Source organism: Marinobacterium ramblicola (assembly GCF_019084545.1).
GTDB classification, from domain to species: Bacteria; Pseudomonadota; Gammaproteobacteria; order Pseudomonadales; family Balneatricaceae; genus Marinobacterium_D; species Marinobacterium_D ramblicola.
Window position 1 is genome coordinate 39,244 of record NZ_JAHREP010000011.1, and the last position, 16,856, is coordinate 56,099.

Annotated in this window: 16 protein-coding genes; 3 read left to right on the forward strand and 13 right to left on the reverse strand. The window is 60.9% G+C overall.

Annotated features, from left to right (window positions below; genetic code table 11):
- Positions 1–14: 14 nt before the first annotated feature.
- Complete coding sequence (locus KQ940_RS10015; protein WP_217413410.1) at positions 15–713, reverse strand: YggS family pyridoxal phosphate-dependent enzyme; 699 nt, start codon at positions 711–713, stop codon at positions 15–17.
- 86 nt (positions 714–799) lie between these two features.
- Between KQ940_RS10015 and KQ940_RS10020 the strand changes: the two genes are divergently transcribed.
- The 3 genes from KQ940_RS10020 to KQ940_RS10030 all read left to right on the forward strand — a co-directional run bounded on the left by KQ940_RS10020 (position 800) and on the right by KQ940_RS10030 (position 5,086).
- Positions 800–1,834, forward strand: coding sequence for a type IV pilus twitching motility protein PilT (locus KQ940_RS10020; protein ID WP_217413412.1), 1,035 nt, complete (start codon positions 800–802; stop codon positions 1,832–1,834).
- A gap of 21 nt (positions 1,835–1,855) precedes the next feature.
- Positions 1,856–3,019, forward strand: a complete 1,164-nt coding sequence (locus KQ940_RS10025) for a PilT/PilU family type 4a pilus ATPase (protein WP_217413413.1) — start codon at positions 1,856–1,858, stop codon at positions 3,017–3,019.
- Between the two features lie 453 nt (positions 3,020–3,472).
- Complete coding sequence (locus KQ940_RS10030; RefSeq protein ID WP_217413414.1) at positions 3,473–5,086, forward strand: methyl-accepting chemotaxis protein; 1,614 nt, start codon at positions 3,473–3,475, stop codon at positions 5,084–5,086.
- Between the two features lie 54 nt (positions 5,087–5,140).
- Here KQ940_RS10030 and KQ940_RS10035 read toward each other — a convergent pair whose 3' ends face one another.
- From KQ940_RS10035 to metK, 12 genes are all read right to left on the reverse strand, one after another.
- Positions 5,141–6,415 (reverse strand): dihydroorotase, encoded by a 1,275-nt coding sequence (locus tag KQ940_RS10035; RefSeq protein WP_217413415.1) that lies wholly within the window; start codon positions 6,413–6,415, stop codon positions 5,141–5,143.
- Between the two features lie 14 nt (positions 6,416–6,429).
- Positions 6,430–7,443, reverse strand: coding sequence for an aspartate carbamoyltransferase catalytic subunit (locus KQ940_RS10040; RefSeq protein ID WP_217413416.1), 1,014 nt, complete (start codon positions 7,441–7,443; stop codon positions 6,430–6,432).
- Between the two features lie 20 nt (positions 7,444–7,463).
- Entirely contained in the window at positions 7,464–7,973 is a 510-nt protein-coding gene (gene pyrR, locus KQ940_RS10045; protein WP_217413417.1) for a bifunctional pyr operon transcriptional regulator/uracil phosphoribosyltransferase PyrR, read from the reverse strand.
- On the reverse strand, positions 7,954–8,430 hold the full coding sequence (gene ruvX, locus KQ940_RS10050) for a Holliday junction resolvase RuvX (protein WP_217413418.1): 477 nt from the start codon (positions 8,428–8,430) through the stop codon (positions 7,954–7,956). The genes pyrR and ruvX overlap by 20 nt, the downstream gene beginning before the upstream one ends.
- A 15-nt stretch (positions 8,431–8,445) precedes the next feature.
- Positions 8,446–9,018: a YqgE/AlgH family protein gene (locus KQ940_RS10055; protein WP_217413420.1), complete on the reverse strand. Its 573-nt coding sequence runs from the start codon at positions 9,016–9,018 to the stop codon at positions 8,446–8,448.
- Between the two features lie 50 nt (positions 9,019–9,068).
- Positions 9,069–10,028, reverse strand: coding sequence for an energy transducer TonB (locus tag KQ940_RS10060; protein WP_217413421.1), 960 nt, complete (start codon positions 10,026–10,028; stop codon positions 9,069–9,071).
- A 7-nt stretch (positions 10,029–10,035) separates the two neighbouring features.
- Positions 10,036–10,989 carry a glutathione synthase gene (gene gshB / locus KQ940_RS10065; protein ID WP_217413422.1) on the reverse strand — a complete coding sequence of 318 codons (954 nt, stop codon included), beginning with the start codon at positions 10,987–10,989 and terminating at the stop codon, positions 10,036–10,038.
- A 21-nt stretch (positions 10,990–11,010) separates the two neighbouring features.
- On the reverse strand, positions 11,011–11,739 hold the full coding sequence (locus KQ940_RS10070) for a 16S rRNA (uracil(1498)-N(3))-methyltransferase (protein ID WP_217413423.1): 729 nt from the start codon (positions 11,737–11,739) through the stop codon (positions 11,011–11,013).
- A 320-nt stretch (positions 11,740–12,059) separates the two neighbouring features.
- Positions 12,060–12,653, reverse strand: coding sequence for a hypothetical protein (locus tag KQ940_RS10075; protein WP_217413424.1), 594 nt, complete (start codon positions 12,651–12,653; stop codon positions 12,060–12,062).
- On the reverse strand, positions 12,654–13,130 hold the full coding sequence (locus KQ940_RS10080; protein WP_217413426.1) for an ImmA/IrrE family metallo-endopeptidase: 477 nt from the start codon (positions 13,128–13,130) through the stop codon (positions 12,654–12,656).
- Positions 13,131–13,216: 86 nt separating this feature from the next.
- Positions 13,217–15,379: a putative bifunctional diguanylate cyclase/phosphodiesterase gene (locus KQ940_RS10085; RefSeq protein WP_217413428.1), complete on the reverse strand. Its 2,163-nt coding sequence runs from the start codon at positions 15,377–15,379 to the stop codon at positions 13,217–13,219.
- Positions 15,380–15,540: 161 nt separating this feature from the next.
- Positions 15,541–16,731: a methionine adenosyltransferase gene (gene metK, locus KQ940_RS10090; RefSeq protein WP_217413429.1), complete on the reverse strand. Its 1,191-nt coding sequence runs from the start codon at positions 16,729–16,731 to the stop codon at positions 15,541–15,543.
- Positions 16,732–16,856: the final 125 nt, after the last annotated feature.

Here is a 16,856-nt window from a genome sequence, read left to right on the forward strand (position 1 = left end):
AGTTTATCCTGGTGTTAGGCGTTCTTGGGTACACGGGCGCCGAACAGCGCCGTGCCTATGCGTACGATGGTGGCGCCCTCGGCGATGGCCGGGATCAGGTCGCCGGACATCCCCATCGACAGGGTGTCCAGCCCAGGCAGCGCCTGTTGCAGCCGTTCCAGCAGCTGGCGAAGATCGGCAAAGGCGCGGCGTTGATCCTGTTCATCCTCGGTGGCCCTGGGGATCGCCATCAGCCCGCGCAGACGCAGATTAGGCAGCTCGCTCAGCGCCTGGGCCAGCTCCAGCGCCTGCTCCGGCAGACAGCCGGACTTGCTCTCCTCGCGGGAGATATTGACCTGCAGACAGATATTGAGCGCGGGCAGATCCGCTGGACGCTGTTCGGACAGGCGCTGGGCGATCTTCAGCCGGTCGACGCTGTGTACCCAGTGGAAATGCTCGGCGATCGGCCGCGTCTTGTTGGACTGGATCGGGCCGATGAAGTGCCACTCCAGCGGCAGGTCGGCAAGCTGTTCGATCTTGTCCAGTGCCTCCTGCAGATAGTTCTCGCCGAAACGGGTCAGACCGCAGGCGTAGGCGCTGCGGATATCCTCGGCCGGACGGGTTTTGCTCACCGCCAGCAGGCTGACGCTGTCGCTGGCCCGCCCCGCCAGCTGGCAGGCCCGGGTTATCTGGGTGGAAACCTGAGCGATGTTCTCTGATATGCTGGTGTTCATGAGCAAGAATTAGCTATTGTCATTGGAATGTCAGGGCGGTTCTGCTAGAACAGAACTTTGAATGTTACAAGCTCCGGACCCAAACCATGGATATTACCGAACTTCTCGCCTTTGCCGTACAGCAGGGCGCTTCCGACCTGCATTTGACCGCCGGCATGCCGCCGCTGATCCGTGTCGATGGCGATGTCCGCCGTATCAAGTTACCTGCACTGGAGCATAAACAGGTACACACGCTTGTCTACGATATTATGAATGACAAGCAGCGCAAGGAGTATGAAGAGAACTTCGAGACCGATTTCTCGTTCGAGGTTCCCAAACTGTCCCGTTTCCGTGTCAACGCCTTCAACCAGCACCGCGGTGCCGCGGCGGTGTTCCGTACCGTACCCAGCAAGGTATTGACGCTGGACGACCTGGGCATGGGCAAGGTGTTCCGCGACCTGTCCGAGCAACCGCGTGGTTTGGTACTGGTGACCGGCCCCACCGGTTCCGGTAAGAGTACCACGCTGGCGGCGATGATGGATTACGTCAACGACACCCGTTCCGATCATATCCTGACCATCGAGGACCCGATAGAGTTCGTTCACGAGAGCAAGAAGTGTCTGGTCAACCAGCGTGAGGTGCACCGCGATACCCACAGCTTCGCCAACGCCCTGCGTTCGGCGCTGCGTGAAGACCCGGACATCATCCTGGTGGGCGAGATGCGCGACCTGGAGACCATCCGTCTGGCGCTGACCGCGGCGGAAACCGGTCACCTGGTGTTCGGTACCCTGCATACCACCTCGGCGGCGAAGACAATTGACCGTATAATCGACGTGTTCCCGGCGGCGGAGAAGGATATGGTCCGCTCCATGCTGTCGGAATCCCTGCAGGGGGTTATTTCCCAGACCCTGCTGAAGAAACCCAAAGGGGGACGTGTGGCGGCGCATGAGATCATGATCGGTACGCCCGCGATCCGTAACCTGATCCGTGAAGATAAGGTGGCGCAGATGTACTCGGCAATTCAGACCGGCGCCGCCTACGGCATGAAAACGATGGATCAGGCATTGCTCGAACTGGTGCAGAAAGGGCTTATCTCGCGCGAAACCGCACGCGAGAAAGCGAAGAACCCCAGCTCGTTCTGATGCGCTGAAGGAGAGAGAACATTGGATTTCACACAACTGTTGAAGGTGATGCACGAACGCGGCGCATCGGACCTGTTCGTGACCGCCGGTGCGGCGCCCTCGATCAAGGTGGATGGCACCATCAAGCCGCTGACCCGTGAGTCACTGAAACCTTCACAGGCGCGGGCGCTGGTCTACAGCACCATGAACGACAAGCAGCTGGCTGAGTTCGAGGGCACCAGCGAATGTAACTTCGCCATCAGCGCGCCCGGCATCGGCCGTTTCCGTGTCAGTGCGTTCATGCAGCGCAACTCGCCGGGCATGGTGCTGCGTTCGATCAACGACTATATTCCGTCGCTGGAGGAGCTGAACCTGCCGCCGGTGTTGAAAGATCTGGCGATGACCAAGCGTGGACTGATCCTGTTCGTCGGTGGTACCTCCACCGGTAAGTCCACCTCGCTGGCGTCGATGATCGATTACCGCAACATGCACCACGCCGGCCATATCATCACCATCGAAGACCCGATCGAGTATATCCATTCGCACAAGAAGAGCATCATCACCCAGCGCGAGGTCGGTATCGACACCGAGTCGTTCGAGGTGGCGCTGAAGAACACCCTGCGCCAGGCGCCGGACGTGATCCTGATGGGTGAGATCCGCACCGCCGAGACGATGAAGTATGGCTTGCAGTTCGCCGAAACCGGCCACCTCTGTCTGGCCACGCTGCACGCCAACAACGCCAACCAGGCGCTGGATCGCATCATCTCCTTCTTCGGCCCCGAGCATCACAACCAGATCTGGATGGATATGTCGCTGAACCTGAAGGCGATCATCGCTCAGCAACTGCTGCCCACGGTGGACGGCAAGGGGCGTCGTGCCGCGATCGAGGTGATGATCAATACCCCGCTGATTCAGGATCTGATCCGCAAGGCGGAGGTGCACGAGATCAAGGAGGTGGTGAAGAAGTCCACCAACCTGGGGATGCAGACCTTCGACCAGGCGCTCTACACCCTGTATCGAGATGGTGTCATCACCTACGAAACCGCCCTGGCGCACGCCGATTCGGCCAACGACCTGCGTCTGATGATCAAGCTCAACGCCGATACCAATCCGGACCTGGAGACCGACGATATGCCGTCGTTCACGCTGCAGGACGCGGATGACGACCTGAACATTCAGGGCAATATGGATGTGAAGGGGATGTAACTATCCTGCCATCGAAGCAAACAGGCCGCTGGTTCAGCGGCCTCGATGAAGTCGCGCCCCTTTTCGGCCATCTGCCCTCCCTGACCGCCTGACTTCGAAGCCCGTGGCGGCAGTCACTGGCCGGGGCCGGCCTGCAATCCGATATTGCCGAGCCAATCAGTCTGTACGCATCCGGTTATCCGATATCACTCTTTTAAATGTGCGTGAATTATGCATTTTTAAATTGGATAAGCAGCTTTGCGTTTTAAACTGTTTTGATTGGATCTTTTCTTGGCTTTTATAAAGATATTCCTACTCTTTTCAGAAAAGTCCTATTCGTAATCCATGTGGTTAGTGTGTATATTTGTGTCTGATTTTTACCTGTAGGAAAGCGCCATCCTGATACCGATCATCCCTAATAATTAATTAAGAGATAGATATGTTTCATAACATAAACTACGGACAGTACATATTATGAAAAACTCATCATTGATTAAGCGGTTCTCGGTTCTGACGGGTCTGCTATCCCTGATTATGTTTTTTGAGCTGGCGCTGGTGATAGTCGGCGTCGATAAGATCGAGGCGTTGGCAAAGTCGCTGAACGCTCGGGAGATTCCGGTGCTCGACAAGGCACATCAGCTGAAGATTTCGGTTGTTCAGGTGCAGCAGTGGTTGACCGATATCAGCGCCACTCGCGGACAGGATGGTTTGAATGACGGTTTCGACCTGGCACAGGAGTATGCCGATAAATTCAAAAAGTTGATCGATGACCTGATACGCATCGACCCGGAAAACGAGGGGAAATACCGCGAGATGCTACCCCTGTTCGATGCGTATTACAGCACCGGGATACAGATGGCGCGTTTATATGTGGACAGAGGGCCTGAGGCTGGTAACCGGATGATGGGCCAGTTCGATGAAACCGCCGAACGACTCTCGGACAAAGTCGACACGTTTGTAGCCGAGTCACAGCACCATGCCGTTTATCTGGGAGATCTCCAAAGACAATATATGATCTGGGGCGAGTTTGCGATTATCGGCGGGATTATCATGCTGCAGATCGCACTGGGTTTTATCTTCTGGATGATGGCCCGTGCACTCCGCCTCTTGCCGCAGGTGGTGGCCGAATTCAACTCGATTGCCGAGGGGGATCTAACCAGTACCCGAGTCATCAGCGAAGGCGATGATGAGGTGGGATTGCTCAGCCGTGGTTTCGAGGGGATGCGCAATCAACTGAGGGAGGCGCTCGGCAGCGTGAGTCAATCATCTTCGCAGGTCCACCATGCGGCACAAGAGATGACGGAGTACACGGAGCAGACCTTAAGCGCCATCGACAATCAGCGGCGTGAAATCGAGTCTGTTGCATCGGCTATAACCGAGATGTCGGCAGCGGCTCACCAGATCGCCGGTAGCGCCGAAGAGGCTGCCGCCTCAGCGCAGCAGGCAGACGACGAAGCGCGAGCAGGAGCCGAGGTGGTACGCAGGGCCGTGCGTACCATAGAGGAGCTGGTATGCAAGGTTATCGAAGCAGCGGACGTGATTGCCGGTCTTGAACAGGATAGCGAGAGCATCGGCGGCGTTCTGGATGTGATCAGAGGGGTGGCGGAGCAGACCAATCTGCTCGCGCTCAATGCGGCTATCGAAGCTGCACGTGCCGGAGAGCAGGGGCGAGGTTTTGCCGTGGTGGCCGACGAGGTGCGCTCACTTGCTTCGCGTGCGCAGGATTCGACCGCCGAAATTCAGGAGATCATCGAAAAACTCCAGAAGGGCGCACGAAACGCTGTTCAGGCTATTGAGCTGGGGCGCGCGATGACCGAGGAGAGTATTGCTCAGACCAGCAGGGCATCCGAGAGTCTGATGACGATTGAGCAGGCGGTAGCCCGCATCAATGAGATGACCGCGCAGATCGCCTCGGCGTCAGAAGAGCAGAGCGCGGTATCCGGCGAGGTCGCGGAGAGTATCAATCAGATCAGTTTGGTCAGCGAGCGCACGGCTCAGGGTGCTCGGGAAACGTCGGACGCAGGTCGAGGTTTGGTGGAACTGGCTGATCGTTTGCAAGGCGTTGTCGCCGGCTTCAAGCTGCAGTGATAGCCGTCATCCAGATCGTGGGAAAAAGGGCGCCCCAGGGCGCCCTCTCCGTGGTCAGGCGCGGTAGACGATCTCGCCACCGAGCAGGGTGGTGCGTACCCGGCCCTTGAAGCGACGTCCGGCAAACGGCGTGTTGTGGCCGCCGGAACGCATCAGCTCCGGTTCCAGTGTCCACTGCTCTTCGGGATCGAAGATGCAGATATCGGCCTGGGTACCCACCTCCAGCGTACCGTCGTCGAGGCCGAGGATGCGTGCCGGTCCCAGCGTCAGCTTTTCGATCAGCTGCGGCAGTGCCAGCAACTGCTCGTCGACCAGCTGCAGGCAGAGCGGCAGCAGGGTTTCCAGGTTGCTCATGCCGGGCTCCGTGGCGGCGAACGGCGCCTGCTTGGTGATCGCATCGTGCGGCTGGTGGTCGGAGCAGATCGCCTGCAGGGTGTCGGTGACCAGCCCCTGACGCAGCCCGGCGCGGTCGAGCTGGCCGCGCAGCGGTGGCATCAGGTGGTAGTCGGCGTCGAAGCCGCTGACCGACTCGTCGGTCAGCAGCAGATTCTGGATCGACACGTCGGCGCTGACTCTCAGTCCCCGCTCCTGTGCCGATTCGATCAGCCGCACCGAGCGTTCGCATGAGAGCTGGCCGAAGTGAGCGCGCACTCCGGTCTGCTCTACCAGCATCAGGCAGCGGGCGACCTCGATGGTTTCGGCCGCTTCCGGAATGCCGTTCAGTCCCAGCCGGGTACTGGTGGAACCCTCGTGCATGCAGCCGCCCTGGCTCAGAGAGGCGTCCTGGGCCTGGAAGATCACCAGCAGGTCATGGGTCGCGGCATACTCCAGTGCACGCAACAGCACCAGGGTGCTGGCGATGGGGCGGCGGGTGTTGGTAAAGGCGATACAGCCGGAGCCGGCCAGCGCGTGCATTGGGGCCAGTTGTTCCCCCTCCAGGCCACGGGTCAACGCCCCCATCGGCAGCACCCGTGCCAGACCCTGCTCGGCAGCGCGGTCCTGGATCAGCTCGGCCACGGCCGGGGTATCCACCACCGGACTGGTGGTGGGAGGCGTCACCAACGTGGTGATGCCGCCAGCGGCCGCCGCCGCGGTTTCCTTGGCGATACTGCCTTTTTGGGTATAACCCGGTTCACGCACATGGGCACAGAGGTCGATGAAACCGGGACAGACCACCAGGCCGCCGGCATCGATCACCTCGTCCGCTTCGAACCCCTCCGGCCGTTCGCCGATGGCCAGGATCTGCTCGCCGCTAATGTAGAGGTCAGCGACCTGGTCCAGCTGCTGGGCCGGGTCGATCACCCGACCGCCCTGAATCAGAATGTTCATAATCTGCTCGGTCCTTATGCGTTGAGGTTGTCGGCGTCGGGTTGGGTATTTTTGTCGGCCAGCTGACCGCTCATCGCCATCGACATCACCGCCATGCGCACGGCGATGCCGTTGGTGACCTGGTCCAGGATCACCGAGCGTGGACCGTCGGCGACGGCGGATTCGATCTCCACGCCACGGTTGATCGGCCCAGGGTGCATGACGATCGCCTCAGGGTGGGCAAACGCCAGCTTGTCCGTGGTCAGACCATAGAGCTTGTAGAACTCCGACTCGCTCGGCAGCAGGGCGCTGTCCATGCGCTCCTTCTGCAATCTGAGCATCATCACCACATCCACATCGCGCAGACCTCTCGCCATGTCGGTGAACACCTTGACGCCCATCGATTCGATGTTGCGCGGCAGCAGGGTCAGTGGCGCGATGACACGGATCTCGGCGGCGCCCAGCGTGCGCAGGGCGTGGATCTGCGAGCGGGCCACACGCGAGTGCAGGATGTCGCCGACGATGGCGACCTTGAGCGGTTCGAACTCGCCCTTGTGGCGGCGGATCGTCAGCATATCCAGCATCGCCTGGGTCGGGTGGGCATGGCGACCGTCGCCGGCGTTGATCACCGCCACGTCTGGGGTGACCTGGCTGGCGATGAAGTGCGCCGCACCGGAATCGGAGTGGCGTACCACGAACATGTCCGAGTGCATGGCGCGCAGGGTCATCAGCGTATCTTTCAGGGTCTCGCCCTTTTTCGTCGATGAGGTGCTGATATTCAGATTGAGCACGTCGGCGGAGAGACGCTTGGCCGCCAGTTCGAAGGTGGACAAAGTACGGGTGCTGGCTTCGAAGAATAGGTTGACCACGGTCTTGCCACGCAGCAGCGGCACCTTCTTGACCTGCTGTTCGCTCATGTCGACGAAGGAGTCGGCGGTATCGAGAATCTCGGTCAGCAGCGAACGCGGCAGACCCTCGGTGGTCAGGCAGTGGCGCAGCTGGCCGGCGTCGGTCAGTTGGATCGGACAGGTGTTGATCAGGTCAGACATGGCGGTCTCTCGCTATAGCCTCAGTCGCGCTGGCGGATGGTCAGGGTCAGGGGGTCGGGGCCGTTGAGTTTGATCGACTGATCCGCGCCCAGGGCCAGGGTGCCGCCGACCACGTCGGCCTGGATCGGCAGCTCCCGGCGCTGCAGGTCGAGCAGGGTGATCAGCATCACCGAGGCGGGACGACCGTAGTCAAACAGCTCGTTCAGCGCCGCGCGGATGGTGCGGCCGGTCATGATCACATCGTCGACCAGCAGAATATGGCGACCTTCGACGGCAGAGGGCAGCTGCGACGGCTGCACCTTGGGGTTGAGGCCCACCTGGGTGAAGTCGTCACGGTAGAAGGAGATATCGAGAACCCCCAGCGGTGTTTCCAGGCCGAGCTCACGGTGCAGATGCTCGGCGATCCAGGCACCACCGGTGCGGATGCCGATCATCATGGGGGTGTCGAGGTGACGCTGGTCGATCTGCGCCTTGGTTTCGCTGCAGATCCGTTCCAGCAGCGCGTCGACGCTAAGGGTTCCCGATAGCATAGAGATCCTCCAGTCGGGTATGACTTGGTATGCGGGTATCGCTGCCGAACCAGTCTTCGAGCAGCAGTCTCGCTGCGATGCCGTCGACCGATTCCTGTTTGAAGTTGCTGCCGCCGCCGGCGTCGAGATGGAGCCGCTTGGCTTCGGCGGTGGTAAGTCGCTCGTCGATCAGAAAGCAGGGGAGCTGATAGCGGTCCTGGATGCGGTTGGCGAATTTGCGCGCGCGGCGCGCCATCTCGCTGATGCTGCCATCCATATTCAGCGGCAGACCCACCACCAGGGCATCGGGGCGCCACTCCTGGACCAGCGCGTCGAGTGCGGGCCAATCCGGTTTACCCTCCTGGGCGCGCAGGGGTTCCAGAGGGGAAGCGGTGCCGGTAACGGACTGGCCGATCGCCACGCCGATACGGGTGGTGCCGAAGTCAAAACCCATCACCTGCAGATTGTTACAGCTCATCGATAGTATGCGCGCTCAGGCATGTCCGGCGTTGGCCGTCAGTAGATTCAGATTGATTCCGAGTACTGATGCGGCGGCCTGGAGTCGATCCTCGGCCGGCATCCGGAACATTATATCGAAATTGGCCGGACAGCTTAACCAGAGGTTTTCACTGAGTTCCGCTTCGAGCTGGCCGGGGCCCCAGCCGGCATAACCGAGGGCGACGAGAAACTCGCTGGGTCCGGTGCCCTTGGCGATCGCTTCAAGAATATCCAGAGAGGTGGTGAGGCCGATCTCGGGGGTGACCTCGTAGGTGCACAGCCAGGGTGTGGCCGTGCCGTCCATCTGGTGCAGCACAAAGCCGCGGTCCTCGTGCACCGGGCCCCCGGTGTAGATCGGTTGTTGGCAGCGCTGCGCGTCGACCGTCTGCAGCTCCAGGTGGCTGAGGAGTTCCTGCAGTGGGATGCCGGCGCTGCGGTTGATGATCAGGCCCATGGCGCCGTATTCGCTGTGATCGCAGATATAGGTGAGGGTCTGCGCGAAGTTGGGGTCTTCGAGGTGGGGCATCGATAGCAGAAACTGATTGCGCAGGCCGGTTGTAGGCGCCATAGAGCGACCCCTGGCTTGGGTGGATCGGCAATAGATTAGTTACTTAACAATTAGTACACGCGGGCCTGTTTCTCAAATTTCCAGGTACGAATCACCTCAAGACGGTCGGCACGTTTTCTCATCTCCACCGGGAAGGGTTGGAAGGGAGCCGCCAGTTGTACGATGCGTATCGCCGCGTCATCCAGAATCGCATGACCGGAGGATTCCAGGATCTCGACATGCTCGACGCTGCCATCCGGCTTGATCGCCACCAGCAGCCGCAACACGCCGTAGATCTTCTCGCGCCGGGCCTGCTCCGGGTAGTTCAGGTTGCCCACCTTCTCGATTCGCCGTCGCCAGTTGTCCAGGTAGATCGCATCTTCGTGCGACAGGGTCGAGGCAGCGCTGAGGCGGTGTACTCGCGGGCGCTTGGCATAGGCCTGGCGTTCGTTGTCGAGCTGGGCCTGCAGGTTGGCGATCTCCAGGCTGCGGGCCAGCAGCGAGGTTGAGCTGCCGGTTTTCGGTTGCGGCTTGGCGGCGCTCTGCTGCTTGTTTTGTGTCGCAGCCTTGGCTTTCACCTTCTGTGTCGTGGTGACCACCTGCTGACCGCCGCTACGTTCGGTCACCGCGGGCTTGGGGGCTGGCGGTTCGGGCGTCGGTGGCGTGGCTTCCACTGGCTCCGGATTCGGCGTCGGTGGTACAGGGGCGGCTTGGGCCGACTGAGGCTTGGCGTCGTCGCTGGTGAACAGGGCCTGCTCGGTGGTTGTGGGCGTGCGCTTCTCCTCGCTGCTGCCGCTGCCCTGCTGGTTGCTCTGGGCGATGAAGTCGGCTTTCTCCGGGGCTTGCTCCTGCTGGTGCTGGGCCAGGGTGATATCCAGCGTATGCGGCAGCGGTGGTGGTGCGGGCAGTTCGAAACTCAGGGCCAGCGCCAGAACACCGTGCAGGGCGGCGGCCAGAAACAGAAAGAAACCAAAACGCTCGACGCTATGCTCGCGCCAGTCGATCAATGTCGGTTTCTCTCGCTTCATCATCTCGGTATCAGGATCCTGCCAGCTTCTGTTCGATCACCGCCATCAGCTGCATGCCGATATCCAGGCCGAACTGGGCATCCAGCTCGCGCAGACAGGTGGGGCTGGTGACGTTGATCTCGGTCAGGTAGTCACCGATCACATCGAGGCCGACGAAGAGCAGGCCTTCTTCGCGCAGGGTTGGGCCGACCTGCTCGGCGATCCAGCGGTCGCGGTCGGTCAGCGGTCGGCCCTCGCCGCGTCCGCCGGCGGCCAGGTTGCCGCGGGTTTCACCGGCCAGGGGGACGCGGGCCAGGGCGTAGGGCACAGGCTCGCCGTTGATCATCAGAATGCGCTTGTCGCCATCGACGATCTCGGGGATGTACTTCTGTGCCATGATGGTCTGCGCGCCATGATCGGTCAGGGTCTCGATGATCACACCCAGGTTGACGCCATCCTCGGTGATGCGGAAGATCGACGCGCCGCCCATGCCGTCGAGCGGCTTGAGGATCACGTCTTTGTGCTCGGCATGGAAGGCGCGCAGCAGCTGCTCATCGCGGGTGACCAGCACCGGCGGGCAGCACTGGGGAAAGTGGGTGGCGAACAGTTTTTCATTGAAGTCGCGCAGCGCCTGGGTGCGGTTGACGATCAGTACTCCCTCCTGTTCGGCCAGGGCCAGCAGGTGGGTGGTGTAGATGAACTCGTTGTTGAACGGCGGGTCCTTGCGCATCAGCACCACGTCGAGATCGGCCAGCGGACGGACCTGGTAGTCGTCGCGCTCGAACCAGCTCTGTGGATCCATCGCCACGCGCAGCGGTGCCATCCTGGCTTGCACCACGCCGTCGCGCAGGAACAGATGGCGCTGCTCCATGTAGTGCAGCTCCCAACCCTTGCGCTGGGCGGCCCAGAGCAGGGCCAGCGAGGTGTCTTTCTTGAAGGTGATCGACTCGATCGGGTCCATCACGATACCGACTTTAATCGTCATCTGGTCATCCTATAGTCTGAGTTAGCCCAAATCGCCCCAGAGATACTGCAATACCGCGGCGGCGGCAACCGGGGCGGTTTCGGTGCGCATCACCCGGGGGCCAAAGGCCACAGGTCTGAATCCGGCGTCCAGCGCCTGGGCGACCTCCTCTTCGGTCAGACCACCCTCGGGGCCGATCAACAATGCCACCGACGCGGGTTTGGGCAGATTGCCCAGTGGTTCGGCCGTGTGATGGTGCAGCACCAGTTTTAGTTCCGCCTCGACGCTGCCGAGCCAGTCGGACAGCGGTTGCGGTTCGTCGATCGCCGGCACCTTGCAGCGCTGGCTCTGTTCACAGGCGCTGATCGCGATCTGCTGCCAGTGGCGCTGGCGCTTCTCCTGGCGCTCCTGATTCAGGCGCACCTCGCAGCGCTCGGTAAACAATGGACAGATACGGGCGATGCCGAGTTCGGTGGCTTTCTGGATCGCGTAATCCATCCGCTCGCCGCGTGAGATCGACTGGCCGACGATCAACTGCAGCGGCGACTCCCGTCCCGGTTCGCAGCTCTCGCCGATGCTGGCCATCGCCCGCTTTTTCGATACCTCGAGCAGTTCGGCCGGGTACTCGCGACCGTCACCGTTGAACAGGGTCAGCGAAGCGCCTTCACCCAGACGCAGCACCTTGATGCAGTGGTTGAAGGCGTTGTCATCCAGCTCGATACAGGCGCCGCTGGTCAGCGTGCCGGGATGGTAAACGCGGGGAATTCGCATAGGGTTCGTCTGTTGGCCAAATAGGGGGATTATGCCATAAGCCGCTACGGCAGCGGAGTGTTATGGAGCGGGTGCAGGGCAATCGCACTATCCTCAGGTTATGACAGGATTGTTCAGGCCGATGAGGTTGGGCCTGTCTGACACGCCTTAAACCCGTCCATGGGGGCTCCGCCGCGCCCTCCCTGGCGCGGAGGGTCAGCCAGACCCGACCGCATCGCCCTTCGGAAAGTACGGTGCCGGCTTCATCTGTCGATCGGCACCCCCCCTCTAAAGCGCGGTGCCGGCCGGCAGGCATCCTTATGGATGCGGCGTCGGGAGTATCACCCCCGTTTAAACCACGCTCTTATTTCGCTCAGAAATTCCTTCAGGGTTTCCAGAGAGGGTGTTGTGATTGACGGTGAACCCTTCTCGTCCCCCTTGTCGTTGCCGTTACTGAAGGAGAAACGCAGCAGGGCCACGGTGATGGAGGTCGGGAGCAGGAACAGCAGTACCAACGTGGTGACGAGCAGCGGTGTCAGGTCGGCGAAGATGTGGCGTGTTTCCGTTGGCTTGACCTTGGTACGAGTCGCGTCTTGAACCGGTGCACTTTGTTTGGTTTGAGTTGTTGTGTCGGTGGCTGCGTTCAAGCCGGAGGGAATGGCTTGCCGAGGATCTGCAGCAGCGGAGGTCAGTTGTGCCGGGGTCAGGTGGACTGCGAGGTTGTCTACGAAGCCATAGGCTTGGCAGTAGGCGACGATGACTATCGTCCAGCCAAATCCAAAGGAGAACAACCGAAACCAGCGTCGGTGTTTGCGCTCCGTCCGAGCTTCTTCGATATCCTTGCTAAGATTGTTTATATCCTCGCTAAGATCGATCTCGGGGATAGAGCTTAGATGCGCGTCACTGCTTAAATCGTCGTCCCTTTCATTTGCCATCTATCGTATCCATCCAAGATTCTTCAGACGATATTCCATCGCCAGCAGGGACACATTGAACTGACGAGCCAGTTCGGAAAAATCGGTTATGTCGCGTTTCTCGATCAGTATCTCGATCGCTTTTGCAGGCATCAGCAGTTCGGCGGCAAAGCGGTTCGCTTCGGATTCCTTTGCGTCGTAGTTGCTCAGGCTGAAGTTTTGCGACGGGTCTCGCAGGCAGGGCGAACTCGGCGTTACGTGGTTCAGCGCGAGGTGACCGAGTTCATGAGCCAGCGTAAAACGCCGCCGGACTTCGGCATCGTTCGGGTTGAAGCTGATGAACGCTCCGTCGGGGGTTATCTCCGCTTTCCCGCTGATGGAACTGTCGGATTCCGTTACCACCTGAATTCCCATGCGTTCGGCAATCCGGGCAGGATTTACCGGCAGGGAGTAGTCCCAGTATCGGTCAATCAGCTCTCTTGCTACGGAGTGAGGCATGGATTCCGGCTCTATAGGTGGTTATTTATACAGTGATAGTAGTGGATGGTGGATGATCTACGCAACCGTTATCGTGTGTATGGCGATCAGAGGATGTCGGCGTCGATCTCCAGATCCTCGTTTAGCAGGGCTTCATAATCGCTGCGCTCAAGCGGGCGACTGAGCAGGTAGCCCTGCACCAGGTCGCAGCCCATCTGCCGCAGTTCATGCAGCTGGGCTTCGGTTTCGACCCCCTCGGCGACCACTTTCAGGCGCAAACCGTGCGCCAGATGCAGGATCGCCTCGATGATCTTGCAGCTCTGCGGACTGGATTCGATATCGTCAATGAAGCTGCGGTCGATCTTGATATGGTCGATATCCAGGTTGCGAATCCGGCTCAGCGAGGAGTAGCCGGTACCGAAGTCGTCGATCGAGATCTGGACGCCAAGCTGGCGTACCGCATCGATCTGTTCCTGGATCCGCTCCATATCCTCGATCAACACACCTTCGGTCAGCTCTAGCTCCAGATGCTTCAGTAGCTTCAGGTCGCCGCAGAAGGCGGTGTTCAGCAACTGCTCGAAATCGGGGCGCAGGAAACTGATACCTGACAGGTTCAGCGCCAGCCTGGGCATGCTCAAGCCCTGTTCGTACCACTGGTGCAGTTGGCGGGCGACGGCGTTGAGCACCCAGAGGTCGATGCGCTTGACCAGACCGGTCTGTTCGGCAAAGGGGATAAATACCGCCGGGGAGATCAGCCCCTGTTGCGGGTGGCGCCAGCGCAGCAGCACCTCCGCGCTGACCGGCTGGTTGCTGCTCAGATTGAAGATCGGCTGGAACACGAGGAAAAACTGGTCCTGCTCCAGTGCGACCTGAATATCCTGCCACAGGGTCAGGCGCTGGTCGACCGGGGCGGTGGTCAGGGCGTTGAACCAGACCCAATCGCGCTCGTCGCGCCGTGCCGAACGCAGTGCCTCTTCGGCACGCCCGATCAGCTGAAACTCCTGATCGCCGTCGCCGGGATAGAGGCTGACCCCGATGCGGCCGTGCAGGGTGAAGGGCTGGCCGTCCACCGATACCGGGGTGGCGATGGTGTCGAGCAGCTCCCTTAGCAGGGCTTTCAACGTTTCATCGTCGCCAGCCTCGGGGCGGATCAGCGTCAGGGTGTCTTCGCCGTGGCGCGCCAGAACATCGTCAACCCGCAGGTGGGGTCGCAGGCGCTCGACGATCAGGTTCAACACCCGGTTGCTGCACTCCCGTCCCCATTGGGTGGTGATCTCGCGCAGCAGCACCAGGCGAATCACCAGCACCGCAAGGCGCGAGTCATGGCGCTGCTGGCGGCTGATCTCACGCTCCAGTGCTTCGCCCAGCGCCTGGCGGTTGTACAACCGTGTGACCGGATCGAACTCCTCCAGGAAGCGGGCGTGTTCGCTCAGCTTGCGCAGGCGCAGCGCGTCCTGGGCCTGGCTTTGCAGCAGTTCGATGGCGCGGGCCAGCGTGCCCAGCTCATCCCCGCGGTGCGTTCCGCACACCTCCCCCTCCAGATGCCCCTCGCCGAGCCGGCGTGCCGTCTGAGAGAGCTGGGCAATGGGGTTGCTGATGTTATGGGCGATCACCAGCGCGGTGGCCAGGGTGAGTAACAGCAATATCAGCATCAGGATCGCCAGGGTCAGCAAGCGCTCCATCAGTTGGCGGTCGATATCCTGCAGGTGAACGCCGGAACCGAGTAACCAGTTGCTACCGGGTATGCGCGTGACATAGCTGACCTTGGCACTTTCGCCGCCGAGCTGCCCCTGGTCGTCGCTGACCGCCCAGTGATAGCGCCAGAACACCTCGTTGCGGTTGCCCAGTTGGGTTAACAGGTCGGTGAGCAGCCCCACCCCCCGGCTGTCCCTGAGGTTGGAGATGTCCGTGCCTTCGAGTTCCGGGCGTCCGGCGTCGCTGATCATCATCCCTGAGGCGTCGAGCAGAAACAGGTAACTGCCCTGGCGGTAACGGGCACTGTCCAGATAGGTACGTGCCTGGGCAATCAGCTCGTCATGGGTCATCTGGTTGGCGGTAAAGCGCGCGTGGAGGTCGGCGATGGTGCCGGCGGTGGCCTCGACGACACTGCGAATCTCGTCCTGGCGGGCGTCGATCAGATCGTTTCGGTGCAGCAGGGCGGCGAGGGCGGTGGAGATCAGGATGCTGAACAATGACAGGGAGACCAGCAAAAGCAGCTTACGCCGGATACTGAAATGGCTCAGCGATAGCAAGGGTCTGTTGTTACGCATCGGCGGTAGCTTGGCTCCTGCGGGTCGAATTGGGCGGCCCGAATAGAGGCCGGTTTGTCAGCCTCCACTGTCCATTTTTATTGTTCTCCACGACCGCGGACGGTCGGGATAAAAAACCCGGCACACTGGCCGGGTTCGAAGCAGTCTAGACCTAACCGGCCTCAGAGGCCAGCCTCTTGGCGCAGCATCTCGGCACGGTCGGTTTTTTCCCAGGGGAAGGCGGTGAAAGTGTCGTTACCCACCGTCATTTCAAAGGGTTGGCGACCGAAGTGCCCGTATGCGGCGGTCTGCTGGTACATCGGGTGCAGCAGGTCGAGCATGCGCGTGATCGCATAGGGGCGCAGATCGAAATGCTCGCGCACCAGCTGGATGATCCGCTCATCGCTGATCTTGCCGGTACCGAAGGTATTGATCGACACCGAAGTTGGCTCGGCGACGCCGATGGCGTAGGAGACCTGGATCTCGCAGCGGTCGGCCAGGCCCGCGGCGACGATGTTCTTGGCCACGTAGCGACCGGCGTAGGCGGCGGAGCGGTCCACCTTGGACGGGTCCTTGCCGGAGAACGCGCCACCACCGTGACGGGCCATGCCGCCGTAAGTGTCGACGATGATCTTACGTCCGGTCAGACCGCAGTCGCCAACCGGACCACCGATGACGAACTTGCCGGTCGGGTTGATGTGATACTGGGTGCCCTTATGCAGCAGTTCGGGCGGCAGGACATGCTTGATGATCAGCTCCTGCACCGCTTCCTGCAGGTCGGCCTGGGACACGTCAGGGTTGTGCTGGGTGGACAGCACCACGGCATCGATCGCTACCGGCTTGCCGTGGTCGTAGCGGCAGGTGACCTGGGACTTGGCGTCCGGGCGCAGCCAGGGCAGCAGGCCGGATTTGCGGGTCTCGGCCTGACGCTCCACCAGGCGGTGGGCGAAGGTGATCGGCGCCGGCATCAGCACGTCGGTCTCGTTGCTGGCGTAGCCGAACATCAGCCCCTGGTCGCCGGCACCCTGGTCCTCCGGCTTGCTGCGATCGACGCCCTGGGCGATATCCACCGACTGCTTGCCGATGATGTTGAGCACGCCGCAGGTTTCGCCGTCGTAGCCCACATCGGAGGAGGTGTAGCCGATATCACAGATCACCTTGCGCACCAGATCTTCCAGGTCGACCCAGGCGGTGGTCGAGATCTCGCCGGAGACAATGGCGACACCGGTCTTGACCATGGTTTCGCAGGCCACGCGGGCGTGCATATCCTCGGCGATGATGGCATCGAGCACCGCATCGGAGATCTGGTCGGCGATTTTGTCCGGATGCCCTTCGGACACGGACTCGGAGGTGAACAGGCTGTATTCGCTCATCGGTACACAGGACCCTTAAAACGTGTGTGTTGACGGCGGTCGATTCGGCGCCGAACGGGGATTCAAAACCGGCATTTTAACGGCCCTGAGCGCGGAAAGCATAATCGGATGGTGCAAAGCGCATG